Raw genomic sequence first — 15,029 nt, forward strand, 5'->3', positions numbered from 1 at the left:
GGAATAGCGCGAAAAATTGGGCAAAACATGGAGTCGCTACGCTTATGCGCCGTTCACGCATTTTTCTGGAACAAGGCGTAGAACAGTCCATCGTGATCCTGTTCGGCACTGCCGGTGGGCAGCAATTGACCGGGCGCATCGAGACGGGTGGCGCCGTGACGCACCGCGAAGGCGGCCGCCTGCGCCTCGGATTCTTGCGGCCACAACGAACATGTCACGAACAGCAATTTACCATTGGGGGCAAGCATCTGCCAAAGGTTGTCGAGAATTTTGGCGGAAAGTGTTGCAAGTTGGAGCGCGTCGCCCTTGCGGCGCAGCCAGCGGATGTCCGGATGGCGGCGCACGATGCCGGACGCGGTGCACGGCACGTCAGCCAGGATGCGGTCGTAGGCCTGGCCGTCCCACCAGTCCGGATGCTGGGCGTCGGCCGCCTTCATGGTGGCGTGCAGGCCCAGGCGCTCCAGGTTCTCGCCCACGCGCAGCAGGCGCTTGGCGTCCGCGTCGAGCGCGGTCACGTCGGCGTCGGCCAGCTCCAGGATGTTGCAAGTTTTGCCACCGGGCGCGGCGCAGGCGTCCAGCACGCGCATGCCGTCCTGGACATCGAGCAGCTGCGCGGCCAGCTGGGCCGCCGCGTCCTGCACCGAGACCACGCCGTCGTCGAAGCCGGGGATCAGGTGCACGCCGACCGGCTTGGCCAGACGCACCGCCTGCGGGCCGATCTGCGCGGCGGCGATGCCGGCCTGCTCCAGCCGGGCCAGGTAATCGGCCACCGTGCTGCGGCGCAGGTTCACGCGCAGCGTGAGCGGCGGCGGCTGGTTGCCGGTACTGAGCACGGCTTGCCATTGGTCCGGATAGGCGCTGCGCACCGCGTCTATCCACCACTGCGGGTAATTCCATTTCGCCACCGGCTGCAGCGCGGCGGCGGCCAGCAGCTCGGCGCGCTCGCGCTGGAAGCGGCGCAGCACGGCGTTGACCATGGGCTTGGCGCGCTCGGTGTCCGGGTGGGCCCAGGCGGCGCTGACGGTCTGGTCGACCACGGTGAACTGTTCGTAGGCGGAGCTGCCGTCGGCGTCCTTCTGCATCAGCGGCAGGGCGCAGGCCAGCAGGGCCGCCACCAGCGGCTCGGGCGCTTTCGGCGCCATCAGGGCGATCAGCGCGTCGCTATGGCCCAGCGCGCGCATGGCGCGGTAGGCGATGTCCTGCATGGCGCCGCGCGCCTGCGGGGTGGCATTGGTGCTGGCGAACACGCCGGCCAGCGCCTGCGGCAGCGCCATGCCGGTGCGCACCTGGGCCACGGCGGTGGCCGCGCCCAGCAGGGCGAAGGCCAGCGAATCGTGGCGCAGGTCGGTCTGGAAATTGACCTGCAGCGCAGGTTTCAGGTCGCGGTGGTGGCTCTCGCGGAACTCCGGTTTCGGGCGCGGCGGCGCGAATTTGGGCGCCGGGGCGGCCGGGGCCTTCCTGGCCTTGGGCGCCGCGTTGGCCCAGAACGCGGCGGCGGTGGGCGCATTTTCAGTGACCGGGCGGCGCTCCTGGGCCGGGCGGGCCTGGCCGCGCTCCGGCGTGCCGGGGCCGCCTGCCGCAGCGGCCGGCTTGGAGGATGCCGGCTTGGCATACGCTGGTTTGCCGGCGGCCGGCTTGCCTGAAGCGCCCTTGTAGGGGGCCTTGCCGGCGGCGGTCTTGGCCGGTGCGGCAGGGGTTTTCAGTTTCAGGACTGGGCGCTCTTTGGTCATCTTGTTATTTCCGTAATGGCTCGCGTCCGCCCATGGCAGGGCCGAGCGGCCCGCCGGGCCGCAAAAATCGCGGAATTGCTATAAAGGTGAGATTGTAACCGGGTTGTGGACAACTCAGGCTAAACCGCAGGCACGCGTCTACTCCAATAACCTGGCTTGCGCGACTGATGAGCGACGGCGACGATCAATATTCCGCCTGGTTCGGGCCGATAAATCAGCCAATATGGGAAGTTCTTTACCGGGATGCGTCGGGCACTTTTGATGGTCGGCCCGCCCGCATCCGGCAACGACAAGGCACGAGATACAGCAGCCTCAACGGCATCTACAAAGCGCAACCCCAGGCCCGCTCTGGCCTGGTTATAGTAAGTGATAGCAGCGAAAAACTCATCTTTCGCTGAAGGAAGAATGAGCGCGCGGCTCACGGCGCCGTCTGGCGGGCTTCTGCGAATACGGAGGCGGCATCCAGGGCCGCAACTTCGCCTCGGGAATAGGCATCCAGACGGTCGGCAACCTCAAGCGCCCACGCTGCATCAACCTCCGGCGATGGCGCCTCGGCCAACGAAGCCAACAATGCGTCAGCGAGCTTGCCCCGGTCATCAGGCGACATCGCGAGGGCCATCGCCTCGATTTCAGCCAAGGTATACATCTAGCGCCTCCAAAAACTATGCTGACCTCATATTTTACGCCCTGGCTTCGGAAAAATACTCCACTACCGGAACGGCCATTGACGGAGATCAAAACCGGCAGCGGAATCGTCGTACCGGCCAAACGTTTATTCGCTCTTGCAAACCAGTATAATTACCGCTGTTTGGCCGGGGCGACGCCGCCGGCCGTTTCGCTTTCAGAAGCGCTTTATCGGATTACTTAGCGCGGCCCAGCCGCCACCTACGCACATGCTCGCCCAACAGAAACAAGAGATCACCGCCCTGTTCAACGCCGCCCTGGCGCCCATCCTCGACGGCTCCGGCGTCAGCGCCAATGTCGTGCTGGAGCGCCCGCGCGATGCGTCGCACGGCGACGTGGCCTGCAATATCGCCATGCAGCTGGCCAAGCAGCTGAAGATGAACCCGCGCGAACTGGCCACCAAGCTGGTCGCCGCGCTGCTGGACAACCCGGCCGGCAAGCACATCGTTGCCGCCGCCGAGATCGCCGGCCCCGGCTTCATCAACCTGCGCGTGACCGACGCGGCCAAGCAGGCCGTCGTCAAGGCCGTGCTGGCGCAAGGCGCGCAGTTCGGCGGCAGCGACGCGGGCAAGGGCAAGAGCGTGATCATCGAATTCGTGTCCGCCAACCCGACCGGCCCGCTGCACGTGGGCCACGGCCGCCAGGCGGCCCTGGGCGACGCGCTGTCCTCGCTGTTCGGCTCGCAAGGCTACGCGGTCACCCGCGAGTTCTATTACAACGACGCCGGCGTGCAGATCCAGACCCTGGCCACCTCGGTGCAGGCGCGCGCGCGCGGCTTCAAGCCGGGCGACGCCGAATGGCCTGAATCGGCCTACAACGGCGACTACATCCAGGACATCGCGGACGACTTCCTGGCCAAGAAAACCGTCGCCGCTTCCGACGGCGCCCCCGCCACCGCCTCCGGCGACGTGGACGACCTCGAGTCCCTGCGCGCCTTCGCCGTGACCTATCTGCGCAACGAGCAGGACATCGACCTGCAGGCCTTCGGCGTGAAGTTCGACAACTACTACCTGGAATCGTCGCTGTACAAGGACGGCAAGGTGAGCGCCGCCGTGGAAGCGCTGCAGAAAGCCGGCGTGACCTACGAGCAGGAAGGCGCGCTGTGGCTGAAGACCACCGACTACGGCGACGACAAAGACCGCGTGATGCGCAAGACCGACGGCACCTACACCTACTTCGTGCCGGACGTGGCCTACCACATCGTCAAGTTCCAGCGCGGCTTCGACCAGGCCATCAACATCCAGGGTTCCGACCACCACGGCACCATCGCGCGCGTGCGCGCCGGCCTGCAGGCGGTGAACATCGGCATCCCGAAAGGCTATCCCGACTACGTGCTGCACAAGATGGTCACCGTCATGAAGGACGGCGCCGAGGTGAAGATCTCCAAGCGCGCAGGCTCCTACGTGACCGTGCGCGACCTGATCGAATGGTCGGGCGGCGGCGACACCACCAAGGGCCGCGACGCGGTGCGCTTCTTCCTCATCTCGCGCAAGGCGGATACCGAATTCGTATTCGACGTGGACGTGGCGCTGAAGACCTCGGACGAAAATCCGGTGTATTACGTGCAGTACGCCCACGCGCGCATCTGCCGCATGCTGGAGCAGTGGAACGGCGACGAAGCCACGCTGGCCAACGTCGACCTGTCGCCGCTGACCGCGCCGTCGGAAGCGACGCTGCTGGCCGCGCTGGCCGCCTATCCTGAAGCGCTGGCGCGCGCGCAGGCCGAACTCGGCCCGCACCAGGTGGCGTTCTACCTGCGCGACCTGGCCGCCGCGCTGCACAGCTTCTACTTCGCCGAACGCGTGCTGGTGGACGACGAGGCAACCAAGCTGGCGCGCCTGGCGCTGATGGTGGCAACCCGCCAGGTGCTGCGCAACGGCCTGGCGCTGATCGGCGTCTCCGCTCCGAACAAAATGTAAATCGCTTAGGGTATCCCGCACAATGAGTTTCCGTCCCACTTCTTTGCAGCGCCAGCGCGGCAACACGCTGGTTGGCATCATCATCGGCCTGGTTATCGGCCTGGTCATCGCGGTCATCGTGGCACTGGTGATCACCAAGGGTTCGACGCCGTTCACCGACAAGTCCGGCAAAACGGGCAAGGCGGCGGAGCCGACTGCGGGACAGATCTCGGACCCCAACAAGCCGATGTACGGCAACAAGGAAGCTGCGCGCGAAGCGGCGCGGGACCTGGCGCGCGACCCGAACGCAGCGGCGCCCGCGGCCCCGGCGGCGGCGCCTGCAGCGCCTGCGGCCCACACCACGCCGGCCGCGCAGGCCAAGCCGGCGACCGACGAGCTGCAGCAAGTCGTGGACAAGATCGAAGCAGCCAGCAAGAAGCCCGGCGCCACCAACGTGCAGCCCACCGTGCCCGCACCGGCTGCGGCTGCGGCTGCGCCGGCGGCGGCAGGCGAAGAGAAGTACGTATATTATCTGCAGGCTGGCGCTTTCCGCGAAGTGGCGGACGCTGAAAACGCGCGCGCCAAGCTGGCCCTGCTGGGCTTCGAGGCCACCGTGTCCGACCACACCAACAGCACCGGCGTGCTGCACCGCGTCCGCATGGGTCCCTACAACCAGGTGGAAGCAATGAACAAGGTGCGCGGCAAGCTGTCGGAAAACGGCATCGACGTGGCCGTCGTGCGCAATCAAAAATAAGGAATCGAGCATGCGTATCCTGAAGCAGTTGTTGAGCGTAGTAGCACTGTGCAGCGTGGCCTTTGGCGCCGCCGCGTCCCCGGCCGCACCGATCAGCGGCGTGGAATACCAGACCCTGCAAACCGCCCAGCCCACCGACACCGGCAAGAAGATCGAAGTCATCGAGTTCTTCGCTTACTACTGCCCGCATTGCAACAACCTGGAACCGATGCTGGAAGCCTGGGTCAAGAAACAGGGCGACAACATCGTCTTCAAGCGCGTGCACGTGCCGCGCGACGAGAGCGTGCTGCCGCAGCAGAAGCTGTTCTTCACGCTGGAGGCCATGGGCCTGCTGCCGCAGTACCACAAGAAAGTGTTCAACGCCATGCACGCGGAACGCAACCGCCTGAACCGCGACGAGCAGGTATTCGACTGGGTGGCGGCCAACGGCATCGACCGCCAGAAATTCATCGACACCTACCGCTCCTTCGGCGTGCAAGCCAAAGTGAAGCGCGCCGACGGCATGATGGACTCGTACAAGATCGACTCCTGGCCTACGCTGATCGTGGACGGCCGCTTCCAGGCTTCGCCGCACCTGGCCGCCTCCGGCATGCAGGGCAACCCAAGCGAAACCGAGCTGCAAGCGGCGGCGCTGCAGGTCATGGACTTCCTGGTCGCCAAGGCGAAAGCGGAAAAGAAATAAGCATGGGCCGCCGTTGAAACGCGTATTCATCACCGGCGCGTCCAGCGGCATAGGCGCAGCCCTGGCGCTGCGCTATGCGCAGCACGGCGCCACGCTGGGCCTGCTGGCCCGGCGCGGCGAATCGCTGCAAGCGCTGATCGCCACCCTGCCCTCTCCTGAAAAGCACCGCGCCTACGCCGTGGACGTGCGCGACCATGCCGCCATCCGCGCGGCGGCCATGGACTTCATCGAATACACCGGCGGCACCGACATCGTCATCGCCAACGCCGGCATCTCGCACGGCACGCTGACCGAACACGCGGAGGATCTGCCGGTGTTCGAGGCCATCATCGCCACCAACCTGAACGCCACCGTGGCCACTTTCGCGCCCTTCATCGCCGCGATGAAGCTGCAGAAAACGCCCGCGCGCCTGGTGGGCATAGGCAGCGTGGCGGGCATACGCGGCCTGCCCGGCGCGGCCGCCTACAGCGCCTCCAAGGCTGCGGTGATCAGCTACTGCGAATCGCTGCGGCTGGAAATGAAACCGCACGGCATCGACGTGGTGACCATTGCGCCGGGCTACATCGATACGCCGATGACGCAGCGGAACGCCTACCCCATGCCCTTCCTGATGGCGCCCGAAAAATTCGCTGCGGCGGCGGTGCGCGCCATCGAACGCGGCAACAGCTACGCCGTGATTCCGTGGCAAATGGGCGTAGTGGCCAAGCTGCTGCGCATGCTGCCGAACGGCGTCTACGACCTGGCCTTCGCCAGGGCGCCGCACAAGGCCCGCCTGCACAAGCCTGAACCATAAAGCACGTCGAACAGCCATCATGACCCAGCAACTGACTTCCGCCGCGATTGCGCGCCATTGCGCCGAGTGCGCCAACCATGTGGCGATCGAAGTGGTGGCCGAAACCGGCTCCACCAATGCGGACCTGCTGCAGCGCGTGAATACGATGAGCGGCCCGGTGCTGCTGATCGCCGAGCGCCAGACCGCCGGCCGTGGCCGCGCGGGCCGCCCGTGGCTGTCCGCACCCGGCTCCACGCTCACGTTTTCGCTGGCGTGGCGCTTCAAGGGTCCGCTGCAGAACCTGGCCGGCCTGCCGCTGGCGGCGGGCGTGGCGCTGGCCGAAGCCATGTCCGCGCTGGGCGTGCCGGTGCAGCTGAAGTGGCCGAACGACGTGATGAAAGACGGCGCCAAGCTGGCCGGCATCCTGGTTGAAACCCAGGCCGCGCAGGACGGCGCCATCTGGGCGGTGATCGGCGCGGGCATCAATCTGCTGATGCCGGACCAGCTGGAGGCGGACATCGGCCGCGAGGTGGCGTCCGCGCCCTGGCTGGCCAAGATGGAGCGCAACGAGCTGATGGCCGCACTGCTGAACCGCCTGACCTCGGTGCTGGCCGAATTCGACGACACCGGCTTCGCCGCCTTCACCGAACGCTGGAACCGCCTGCAGGCATGGCGCGGCCAGCCGGTACGCATACTCGACCACGGCGAAGCCCTGCACGAAGGCCTGAGCGCCGGCGTGGACGGCTCCGGGCGCCTGCTGCTGGACACGGCCCAGGGCCGCGTGGCCGTGCTGTCGGGCGACGTGTCGCTGAGGCTTGCGCCATGATGCTGCTGATCGACGCGGGCAATACCCGCATCAAGTGGGCGCTGGCCGCTCCCGGCGCGGCGCTGGGCGACTGGCTGGACTATGGCGCCCTGATGCACGCGGACGCCGCCCAGCTGCCCGCAGCCTTGCAGGCCGCCGCTGCCGCCCATGCCGCAGGCGCGGCAGGCGCCGCCAACACCGCCATCACCCGCGTACTGGCCGCCAACGTGGCCGGCGCCGCAGTGCGCGGCCAGATCACGGCAGCCGTGGCCACGCTGGCCATCGGCGCGGACGCCATCGACTGGTTCGCCTCCGTGCCCGAGCGCGCGGGCGTGAAGAACGGCTACCGCAACCCCGCCCAGCTGGGCTGCGACCGATTTGCCGCCGCCATCGGCGCGCATGCGCTGGCGCCGGGACAAGCCGTCATCGTGGCCAACTGTGGCACCGCCACCACCATCGACGCGGTGACGGCGGACGGCGTCTTCCTCGGCGGGATGATACTGCCCGGCCTGGGTCTGATGGCCACTTCGCTGGCGCGCAACACGGCGCAGTTGCCGCAGATAGCGCAAGGCGGTAAGCTGCCGTCTGGATTCGCCGACAATACCGACGACGCCATCCTGAGCGGCCTGCTGGCGGCGCAGGCGGGCGCCATCGAACACGCATGCGCGCTGCACCGCGCCGAGGCCTGCCTGGTCTCGGGCGGCGCGGCGGCGTATATCGCGCCGGCCCTGCCGGCGCAGCTTGCGCACCGCCTGGTGGACAATATCGTGCTGATCGGATTACAAGCTGCCGCCGGCAGCGCCTGACATGGAACGCCCGTGCTGAAACTCATCTTCTGGTTGCTGCTTGCTGTGAACGGCGTCCTGTACGCCTACGGACAGGGTTATCTCGGCCATTTCAGCGGCAACGAGCGCGAACCTGCGCGCCTGAAGAACCAGCAGAATGCGGACAAGCTGGCGCTGATCCCCGCCGCCAAGGCCAATGCCGCAGCGGCCGCGCTCAAGCCCGCCGCGCCAGCGGGGTCCGATGCGCCGGCGGAGAAAAAACCGGAGACCGTGGCCTGCTATGAAGTGGGCAATTTCGTGCTGGCCGACGCGCGCCGCTTCGAGGCCGCCGTGGCGCCGCTGGACCTGGGCGATCGCCAGGCCCGCCGCAACATGCCCGGCACCGAGGTCTCCAGCTACATCGTGCATATCCCATCGCAGGGCAGCAAGGAAGCCGCCGACAAAAAAGCGGCCGAGCTGCGCGGACTGGGTGTGAGCAATTACTTCATCATGGCCGACAATCCGGCCATGCGGTGGGCTATTTCGCTGGGTGTGTTCAAAACGGAAGCGGCGGCGCAAAACCAGCTGGCCATGCTGCAGAAGCAAGGCGTGCACAGCGCCCGCGTGGCGCCGCGCATGAGCGGCAGCAAACTGCTGGCGTTTCAGTTCCGCGATATCAGCGCCGACGTGAAGGCGCAGCTGGAGGGCAAGCTGAAGGCCTTCCCTAGCCAGGAAGGCCGCAGCTGCAAGTAGTGACGCCGACTAGCGCTGGATAATCAGGGGCTTCAGGCCCATTGCGGACGGCAGCGCCGGTATGGCCTGCGCCGCCTCCTGGCGCGTAGCATACGGGCCAGCGTACAGGCGGTGCACATCGCCGGACGGCACAATCTCAAGGCCGCTCAAAGCACCTTCCATGGCCAGCTTGGCGCGCACGGCTTCGGCGTTCTCCTTGCGTCCATACGCTCCCAATTGAAGATAGAAGCCGCCCGCAGCGGCAGGCGCAGTCATGGCTGCCTGCGAGACGGCGACAGGCATGGCGGCGCCGGCCTGCGGCGTCAGTATCAGCGGCGCGGCGCGCGGCATGGCTTGCAAAGGCTGCGGTCCCTGGCTGGCATGTGCCGGGGCGGGCGCGGCGCTTTCCTGTACCGCTGCGGGTGCGACTACGGGTGCGACTGCGGTTGCGGTTGCGGCCACGGCCGAGCCGGATGGCGGCGCCGGATACAGCATGGCGGCCATCTCCGACGGCGCGAGAGGCTTGGGTTTGTTCTCGGGCTTGGGCGCGGGCGGCGCGGCGGCGGCCTTCTGCTGGCTGCGCTCGGCGTTGAAGCGGTCCACGTCCGCAGGCAGGATGCGCTCCACTTCCAGCTGGTGGCTGCCCTTGCCCAGCAATCCCAGCTTCAGCGCGGCGGTGTAGGACACGTCGATCACGCGCGTCGAATGGAAGGGACCACGGTCGTTGATGCGCACCACCACCTGGTTGCCGTTGTCCAGATTCGTCACCTTGGCGTAGGAAGGAATCGGCAGCGTGGGATGGGCGGCGGACATCTTGTACATGTCGTAGATTTCACCGGACGAGGTGCGCTGGCCGTGGAACTTCTTGCCATACCAGGTGCCCAGGCCGCGCTGCACGAAGGTTTTGTCCGGGTCCGTAATCGGCGTATAGGTTTTACCGAACACCACGTAAGGCTTGCTGTTGCGCGGATTGAGCGGCTCGTTGCGCACTTCCGCATCCGGCGTCGCCATCAGGTTGGGCGGCGGGTTCTCGCCCGGGCCGTCGTCCTGGTAGTAGCCGCCGCGCCCCGAGCCGGCAGGCGGCAGCACCGGCACGCCGGGCTCCGGTTTGGCGGACGGCTTGGCGGCGGGCGCGGGCCGGACGGCGGGCGTGTGCGCCGGCTGCTGCGGCGCGCTGCCGCAGCCGGCCAGCGCCAGCAGCGCCGCCAGCGCCAGGCCATAAGTGGCGCGGCGCATCATGTCTGCACCAGCTTGCGGTGGCGCTGGATGCTCATCAGGATGCCCGATGCCAGCCCCAGCGTCAGCAGCGCGGTGCCACCGTAGCTCATGAACGGCAGCGGCACGCCGACCACCGGCAAAATGCCGCTGACCATGCCCATGTTGACGAAGGCGTAGGTGAAGAAAATCATGGTAACCGCTCCCGCCAGCAGGCGTGTGAAGAAGTTGGGGGCGTTCGCGGCGATCATCAGGCCGCGCCCGACCAGCAGCAGGTACAGCGTCATGAGGAACAGATTGCCCATCAGCCCGAACTCCTCGGAGTAGACCGCGAAAATAAAGTCGGTGGTGCGCTCGGGGATGAATTCAAGGTGGGCCTGCGTGCCCTCTTTCCAGCCTTTGCCCATCATGCCGCCGGAGCCGACGGCGATGGTGGACTGGATAATGTGGAAGCCCTTGCCCAGCGGATCGGTGGTGGGGTCGATCAGCGTCATGATGCGTTCGCGCTGGTAATCGTGCATCAGCGACCAGGCCACCGGCAAGCTGGCGCCGGCGGCGATGGCCAGCGCCACGATCGCCTTCCACGACAGCCCCGCCAGGAAAATCACGCAGAAACCGGCCATGACCACCAGCAGCGCCGTGCCCAGGTCGGGCTGGCGCGCAATCAGGAACACCGGTATCAGTAGCAGCACGGCGGCAATGGCGTAGGAATGCCAGCGCAGCGTGCCCTGGCGCTGCTGGAAGAACCACGCTAGCATCAGCGGCACGGCGATCTTGGCGAACTCGGAAGGCTGGATGTCCACCACGCCGATATGCAGCCAGCGCCGCGCGCCCAGCTTGATGGTGCCGGCCACCGCCACCGCCAGCAGCAGCGAGATCGTGACCACGTAGGCGGGCAGCGCCACGCGCATCATCATCTGCGGAGACACGTTCGCCACCATCCACATCATCAGGAAGGACATGCAGATGTTACGGACCTGGTCCTCGATCTTGCCCGGGATGCCCATGCTGGCCGACACCAGCGTGACCAGGCTGGTGGACAGCAGCAGCGTGATGATGAGCATCAGCGGACCGTCGAACACGGTCAGGTAAGGTTTCATGCGGCGCCACAGCGAGCGCCTTTCGTTAATACGCATACGCGTCCCTTATTCTTTCTTGCGCGGCTGCGCAGGCGGCGCAGGCGGCGTTACGGCTGGCGGCGGCGCATGCGGCTGCGCACCGGGCGGCAGCACGGCGGCATGCTTGCGCTGCGCCGCCGGCGCCTGCGGCGGCGGCGTCTGGATCAATGGCGGATTCTGCGGCGGCTGCGGCTTGGGCGCCACGGCAGGCTTGCCCGCCGCTCCCGGCGCTGCGGCCGCTGCACCAGCGGCGGCAGGGACTGCAGGGGCGGCGCCGCCCGCAGCGCTGCGCTGTTCGTTGATGACGGCAGCCGCTTCCTCGTCGGCCGGATCGAGCACCGGCTCGAAGGCGTCCGCATCCTCTTTCGGCACCTTGGTGGTGTCCTTCTCCGGCGTCTTGCCCAGCAGGTAGTAGTCCAGCACCTTGCGCGCGATAGGCGCGGCGACCGCGCCGCCGAAGCCCGCGTTCTCCACGATCATGGCCAGCACGATCTTCGGTTTCTCCGCCGGAGCGAAAGCCGTGAACCACGCGTTGTCGCGCAGGCGCTCGTCGATCTTGGCCGCGTTGTACTTCTCGTTGGCCTTGATTGCCACCACCTGCGCAGTACCGGTTTTGCCGCCCACGGCGTAGCCGGCGTTGGTAAAGGCGCGGTAGGCGGTGCCGCCCGGCTCGCTGGTCACGCCCACCATGGCGTCCTTGATCAGGTTGATGTTTTCCTGCTTGAGCGGAATGCGGTAGCTTTCCTTGGGCACGGTCAGCGTGCGCGCGCGGGTGGCGCCGTCTTCGACGATCTTCACCAGGTGCGGCTTCATTACCACGCCGTTGTTGGCCAGGATGGACACGGCCTGCGCCACCTGCAGCGGCGTGTAGGCGTTGTAGCCGGAACCGTTGGCGATGGAGATGGTGTCGCCGCCCACCCACTTGCCGGCCTGCGGATTTTTCTTGAAACGGTTGCGCTTCCATTCCTGCGAAGGCAGCACGCCGGTTTTCTCGTTATCGAGATCGATGCCGGTCGGCTGGCCGAAGCCGAACGGCTTCATGAAGTCGTGAATGGCGTCGATGCCCATGTCACGGCCCAGCACATAGTAATAGGTGTTGCAGGAGACGACGATGGACTTGCGCAGATCCACCGTGCCGTGGCCGCCCACCACGTCGTCGCGGAATTTGTGCGCGCCGAGGTAGAAGAAGCCGGGGTCGCCTATCGCCTGGCTGGGCGTGCGCTTGCCCAGTTCCAACGCGGCCAGCGCCATAAAGGGCTTGAAGGTGGAACCGGGCGCATACGTGCCGGACAACGGCCGGTTCAGCAAAGGCCGGTCCAGCGAGGTATTGAGTTCATTCCAGCTTTGCGAGTCGATGCCGTCCACGAACAGATTGGGGTCGTAGCCGGGACGCGACACATAGGCCAGGATGTCGCCGGTTTCCGGTTCGATGGCCACCAGCGCGCCGCGCCATTCGCCGAACGCTTCCTCCACCACCTGCTGCAGCTTGATGTCGATCGACAGTATCAGGTTGTTGCCCGGCGTGGCCGGCGTGCGCGACAAGGTGCGCACCGCGCGCCCGCCGGCCGACACTTCCACTTCCTCGTAGCCGGTAACGCCGTGCAGCTGCTTCTCGTAGCTCTTTTCCAGGCCTTCCTTGCCGATATGCTCGGTGCCCTTGTAGTTGCGCGCGTCGTCGCCGGCCTCGATCACCTTCGCTTCGCTCTGGTTGATGCGGCCGATATAGCCCAGCACATGCGACGCGGTTTCGCCCAGCGGATACTGGCGGAACAGGCGCGCCTGGATCTCCACGCCGGGGAAGCGGAAGCGCTGCGCCGTGAAGCGCGCCACTTCCTCGTCTGACAGGCGGGTGCGCAGCGGCACGCCTTCGAAGCTCTTGGTTTCTTCCAGCAGGCGCTTGAAGCGCTTGCGGTCCTTGGTTTCCACCGACACCAGCTTGGACAAGTCGTCGATCACCTGCTCCAGCGGCACCCGCAGCTTGGACGGCGTGATCTCCAGCGTGTAGGCCGAGTAATTGCTGGCCAGGACCACGCCGTTGCGGTCCACGATCAGGCCACGGTTGGGCACCACCGGCACGAAGGCGATGCGGTTCTCCTCGGCTTGGGTCATGTAGTGGTCGTGGTGCAGCACTTGCAGCCAGATGAAGCGCGCCAGCAGCAGCCCAAAGCAAACGAACACCAGCAGGCCGAGCGCCGACAGGCGCAGCCGGAACAGCTGAAGTTCGCGTTCTGTATTCTTTATTTCAGTCATTGCAGGGTGAGGCCCAAGCGCTAGATAGGACGCGTGTGGTCTTTATCCACGGCGCGGCGCTGCGGCGCCAGCAGCAGCATGGAGATCACTGGCCACAGCACCACGGCCACGGCGCTTTCGATGAAGTACCAGAAGCCGGGGAATTTGCCCGACACGAAGAAGCGCACCAGCAGCTGCACCGACTGCGCCATGAGCAGCAGCGGGAACACGTGGACCGCCTGCGTCATCATCGGGAACCACAGCACGCGGCGGTGCATCATGATGGCGAAGTAGGACAGCAGCGTGTAGGCCAGCGCGTTCTCGCCCAGCAGCGTGGCGTCGTGCACGTCCATCAGCAGGCCGAGGAAGAAGGCGGTGCCGATGCCGACCTTGCGCGGCTGGTGCACGCCCCAGAAGACCAGCGTGAGCGCCACGAAGTCCGGCGCGCCCACGAAATGGCCCCAGGGCAGCAGGTTAAGCAGGAAGGCGCAGAACAGGCTGAAGGCAATGAACAGCGGGCTGACCGGCAGCAGAATATAGTGGGGGCGATTCATCGCGCGTCTTTCTTAGGTTCGGCGGCGGGGGCTGCGGCAGGCGTGACAGCCGGCGCGGCAGCCGGCGCGGCCGCTGCGGCAGCGGCTGCGGCGGCAGCCTCCTTGGCGGCTGCCTTGCCCTTCTTGGCCGGCTTGATCGGCTCTTCCTCCGGCGGCCGTGGCGGCAGGTCCGGCGGCGACATCAGGATCAGCAGCTGGCGGTGGTTCTGGATGCCGGCCAGCGGCTGGCACACCACGCGGCCAAAGGCGCCGTTGCCGTTGTTCTCCACTTGCGACACGCGCGCCACGGCCAGGCCGGCCGGGTACACGCCGTCGATGCCGGAGGTGATCAGGATATCGCCCACCTGCACGTCCGCATTGGGCGCCATGAAGCGCAGGTCCAGCTGGCCGGACTGGCCGCGTCCATAGGCCACGCTGCGCAAACCGTTGCGCAGCAGCTGCACGGGAATGGCCTGCTCCTTGTCGGTCAGCAGCGTCACTTCGGACGTGAACGGGAACACCCGCGTCACCTGGCCCACCACGCCCTGGTTGTCGATCACCGGCAGGCCCAGCTGCACGCCAGCCTGCGCGCCCCGGTCCAGCACCACCTTGCGGCTGGCGCTGTCGCGCGCGTCGTACAGGATCTCGGCCAGCATGGACTTGCCCGGCACGTGGCCGCGCGCGTCCAGCAGCTTGCGCAGCTGCGCGTTTTCCGTGCTGTGGAGCTGCGCCTGCTGCAAAGCCTGCGCCGTGGCGATCTGCTGCTGGCGCAGCTCGCGCACCTGCTTTTCCAGCGAAGACAGCGAGGAGAAATAGTCGCCGACGCCGTAGATCGCGTCACGCGGCATGAGGGCCGCCATTTGCAGCGGATAAAGCACCGTGCCCACCACCTGGCGCACCGCCGTCAGCGCGTGCATGCGCGAATCGGCCAATAGCAATGCGATCGAAATGCAGGCGAACAGCGTCATCTTGACGCGTGCGGACGCGCCTTGTTTGAAGAGTGGCGGAGGACTGTATTCCATGACTTCCAATAATCCGGCGCTCGCGCGCCCCGAACGGCCTTAGCCTGAAAAAACCAGCTTAAAAAGCAGAGGGGCGGCTCCTGGCCGCCCC

Annotated in this window: 15 protein-coding genes; 7 read left to right on the forward strand and 8 right to left on the reverse strand. The window is 66.6% G+C overall.

Translation table 11 applies throughout. The features are described from left to right. Positions 1 to 53 precede the first annotated feature (53 nt). The 3 genes from rsmB to AC07S4_RS09575 all read right to left on the reverse strand — a co-directional run bounded on the left by rsmB (position 54) and on the right by AC07S4_RS09575 (position 2,376). Positions 54 to 1,367 (reverse strand): 16S rRNA (cytosine(967)-C(5))-methyltransferase RsmB, encoded by a 1,314-nt coding sequence (gene rsmB / locus AC07S4_RS09565; RefSeq protein WP_494986457.1) that lies wholly within the window; start codon positions 1,365 to 1,367, stop codon positions 54 to 56. A gap of 482 nt (positions 1,368 to 1,849) precedes the next feature. Beyond that, a complete protein-coding gene (locus tag AC07S4_RS09570; RefSeq protein WP_494986410.1) occupies positions 1,850 to 2,152 on the reverse strand; it encodes a type II toxin-antitoxin system RelE/ParE family toxin in 303 nt (100 codons plus the stop codon). Beyond that, positions 2,149 to 2,376, reverse strand: coding sequence for an addiction module protein (locus AC07S4_RS09575; protein WP_494986411.1), 228 nt, complete (start codon positions 2,374 to 2,376; stop codon positions 2,149 to 2,151). The genes AC07S4_RS09570 and AC07S4_RS09575 overlap by 4 nt, the downstream gene beginning before the upstream one ends. A 247-nt stretch (positions 2,377 to 2,623) precedes the next feature. On the opposite strand from AC07S4_RS09575, the gene argS reads away from it, so the two are divergent. The 7 genes from argS to AC07S4_RS09610 are packed head-to-tail and all read left to right on the forward strand — an operon-like array spanning position 2,624 to position 8,842. Further along, positions 2,624 to 4,333: an arginine--tRNA ligase gene (gene argS, locus AC07S4_RS09580; protein ID WP_494986412.1), complete on the forward strand. Its 1,710-nt coding sequence runs from the start codon at positions 2,624 to 2,626 to the stop codon at positions 4,331 to 4,333. 22 nt (positions 4,334 to 4,355) lie between these two features. Next, positions 4,356 to 5,066: an SPOR domain-containing protein gene (locus AC07S4_RS09585; protein WP_494986413.1), complete on the forward strand. Its 711-nt coding sequence runs from the start codon at positions 4,356 to 4,358 to the stop codon at positions 5,064 to 5,066. A 10-nt stretch (positions 5,067 to 5,076) separates the two neighbouring features. Further along, positions 5,077 to 5,748: a thiol:disulfide interchange protein DsbA/DsbL gene (locus tag AC07S4_RS09590; protein WP_494986414.1), complete on the forward strand. Its 672-nt coding sequence runs from the start codon at positions 5,077 to 5,079 to the stop codon at positions 5,746 to 5,748. A gap of 13 nt (positions 5,749 to 5,761) precedes the next feature. After that, positions 5,762 to 6,541, forward strand: a complete 780-nt coding sequence (locus AC07S4_RS09595; RefSeq protein ID WP_494986415.1) for an SDR family oxidoreductase — start codon at positions 5,762 to 5,764, stop codon at positions 6,539 to 6,541. A 19-nt stretch (positions 6,542 to 6,560) separates the two neighbouring features. Then, positions 6,561 to 7,346 carry a biotin--[acetyl-CoA-carboxylase] ligase gene (locus AC07S4_RS09600; RefSeq protein ID WP_494986416.1) on the forward strand — a complete coding sequence of 262 codons (786 nt, stop codon included), beginning with the start codon at positions 6,561 to 6,563 and terminating at the stop codon, positions 7,344 to 7,346. Then, on the forward strand, positions 7,343 to 8,131 hold the full coding sequence (locus tag AC07S4_RS09605; protein WP_494986417.1) for a type III pantothenate kinase: 789 nt from the start codon (positions 7,343 to 7,345) through the stop codon (positions 8,129 to 8,131). Before AC07S4_RS09600 ends, AC07S4_RS09605 begins: the two co-directional genes overlap by 4 nt. A gap of 12 nt (positions 8,132 to 8,143) precedes the next feature. Further along, on the forward strand, positions 8,144 to 8,842 hold the full coding sequence (locus AC07S4_RS09610; RefSeq protein WP_494986418.1) for an SPOR domain-containing protein: 699 nt from the start codon (positions 8,144 to 8,146) through the stop codon (positions 8,840 to 8,842). 9 nt (positions 8,843 to 8,851) lie between these two features. On the opposite strand, the gene AC07S4_RS09615 is transcribed toward AC07S4_RS09610, so the two are convergent. Genes AC07S4_RS09615 through mreC form a run of 5 tightly spaced genes read right to left on the reverse strand, consistent with a single transcriptional unit; the run spans position 8,852 to position 14,938 of the window. Then, positions 8,852 to 10,060, reverse strand: a complete 1,209-nt coding sequence (locus tag AC07S4_RS09615; protein ID WP_494986419.1) for a septal ring lytic transglycosylase RlpA family protein — start codon at positions 10,058 to 10,060, stop codon at positions 8,852 to 8,854. Then, a complete protein-coding gene (gene rodA, locus AC07S4_RS09620; RefSeq protein ID WP_494986420.1) occupies positions 10,057 to 11,172 on the reverse strand; it encodes a rod shape-determining protein RodA in 1,116 nt (371 codons plus the stop codon). Before rodA ends, AC07S4_RS09615 begins: the two co-directional genes overlap by 4 nt. 9 nt (positions 11,173 to 11,181) lie before the next feature. Further along, a complete protein-coding gene (mrdA, locus tag AC07S4_RS09625) occupies positions 11,182 to 13,404 on the reverse strand; it encodes a penicillin-binding protein 2 (RefSeq protein ID WP_494986421.1) in 2,223 nt (740 codons plus the stop codon). 20 nt (positions 13,405 to 13,424) lie between these two features. Then, positions 13,425 to 13,937 (reverse strand): rod shape-determining protein MreD, encoded by a 513-nt coding sequence (mreD, locus tag AC07S4_RS09630; RefSeq protein WP_161075338.1) that lies wholly within the window; start codon positions 13,935 to 13,937, stop codon positions 13,425 to 13,427. Continuing rightward, positions 13,934 to 14,938, reverse strand: coding sequence for a rod shape-determining protein MreC (mreC, locus tag AC07S4_RS09635; RefSeq protein WP_494986422.1), 1,005 nt, complete (start codon positions 14,936 to 14,938; stop codon positions 13,934 to 13,936). The genes mreD and mreC overlap by 4 nt, the downstream gene beginning before the upstream one ends. Positions 14,939 to 15,029 lie beyond the last annotated feature (91 nt).

It is taken from the genome of Pseudoduganella sp. GW821-FHT05F09 (genome assembly GCF_059419605.1).

Bases quoted from the DNA above. Each gene is read 5' to 3' on its own strand.
- AC07S4_RS09575 (WP_494986411.1), bottom strand. From the start codon at position 2,376: ATGTATACCTTGGCTGAAATCGAGGCGATGGCCCTCGCGATGTCGCCT.
- argS (WP_494986412.1), top strand. From the start codon at position 2,624: ATGCTCGCCCAACAGAAACAAGAGATCACCGCCCTGTTCAACGCCGCC.
- AC07S4_RS09585 (WP_494986413.1), top strand. From the start codon at position 4,356: ATGAGTTTCCGTCCCACTTCTTTGCAGCGCCAGCGCGGCAACACGCTG.
- AC07S4_RS09590 (WP_494986414.1), top strand. From the start codon at position 5,077: ATGCGTATCCTGAAGCAGTTGTTGAGCGTAGTAGCACTGTGCAGCGTG.
- AC07S4_RS09600 (WP_494986416.1), top strand. From the start codon at position 6,561: ATGACCCAGCAACTGACTTCCGCCGCGATTGCGCGCCATTGCGCCGAG.
- AC07S4_RS09605 (WP_494986417.1), top strand. From the start codon at position 7,343: ATGATGCTGCTGATCGACGCGGGCAATACCCGCATCAAGTGGGCGCTG.
- AC07S4_RS09615 (WP_494986419.1), bottom strand. From the start codon at position 10,060: ATGATGCGCCGCGCCACTTATGGCCTGGCGCTGGCGGCGCTGCTGGCG.
- rodA (WP_494986420.1), bottom strand. From the start codon at position 11,172: ATGCGTATTAACGAAAGGCGCTCGCTGTGGCGCCGCATGAAACCTTAC.
- mrdA (WP_494986421.1), bottom strand. From the start codon at position 13,404: ATGACTGAAATAAAGAATACAGAACGCGAACTTCAGCTGTTCCGGCTG.
- mreD (WP_161075338.1), bottom strand. From the start codon at position 13,937: ATGAATCGCCCCCACTATATTCTGCTGCCGGTCAGCCCGCTGTTCATT.
- mreC (WP_494986422.1), bottom strand. From the start codon at position 14,938: ATGGAATACAGTCCTCCGCCACTCTTCAAACAAGGCGCGTCCGCACGC.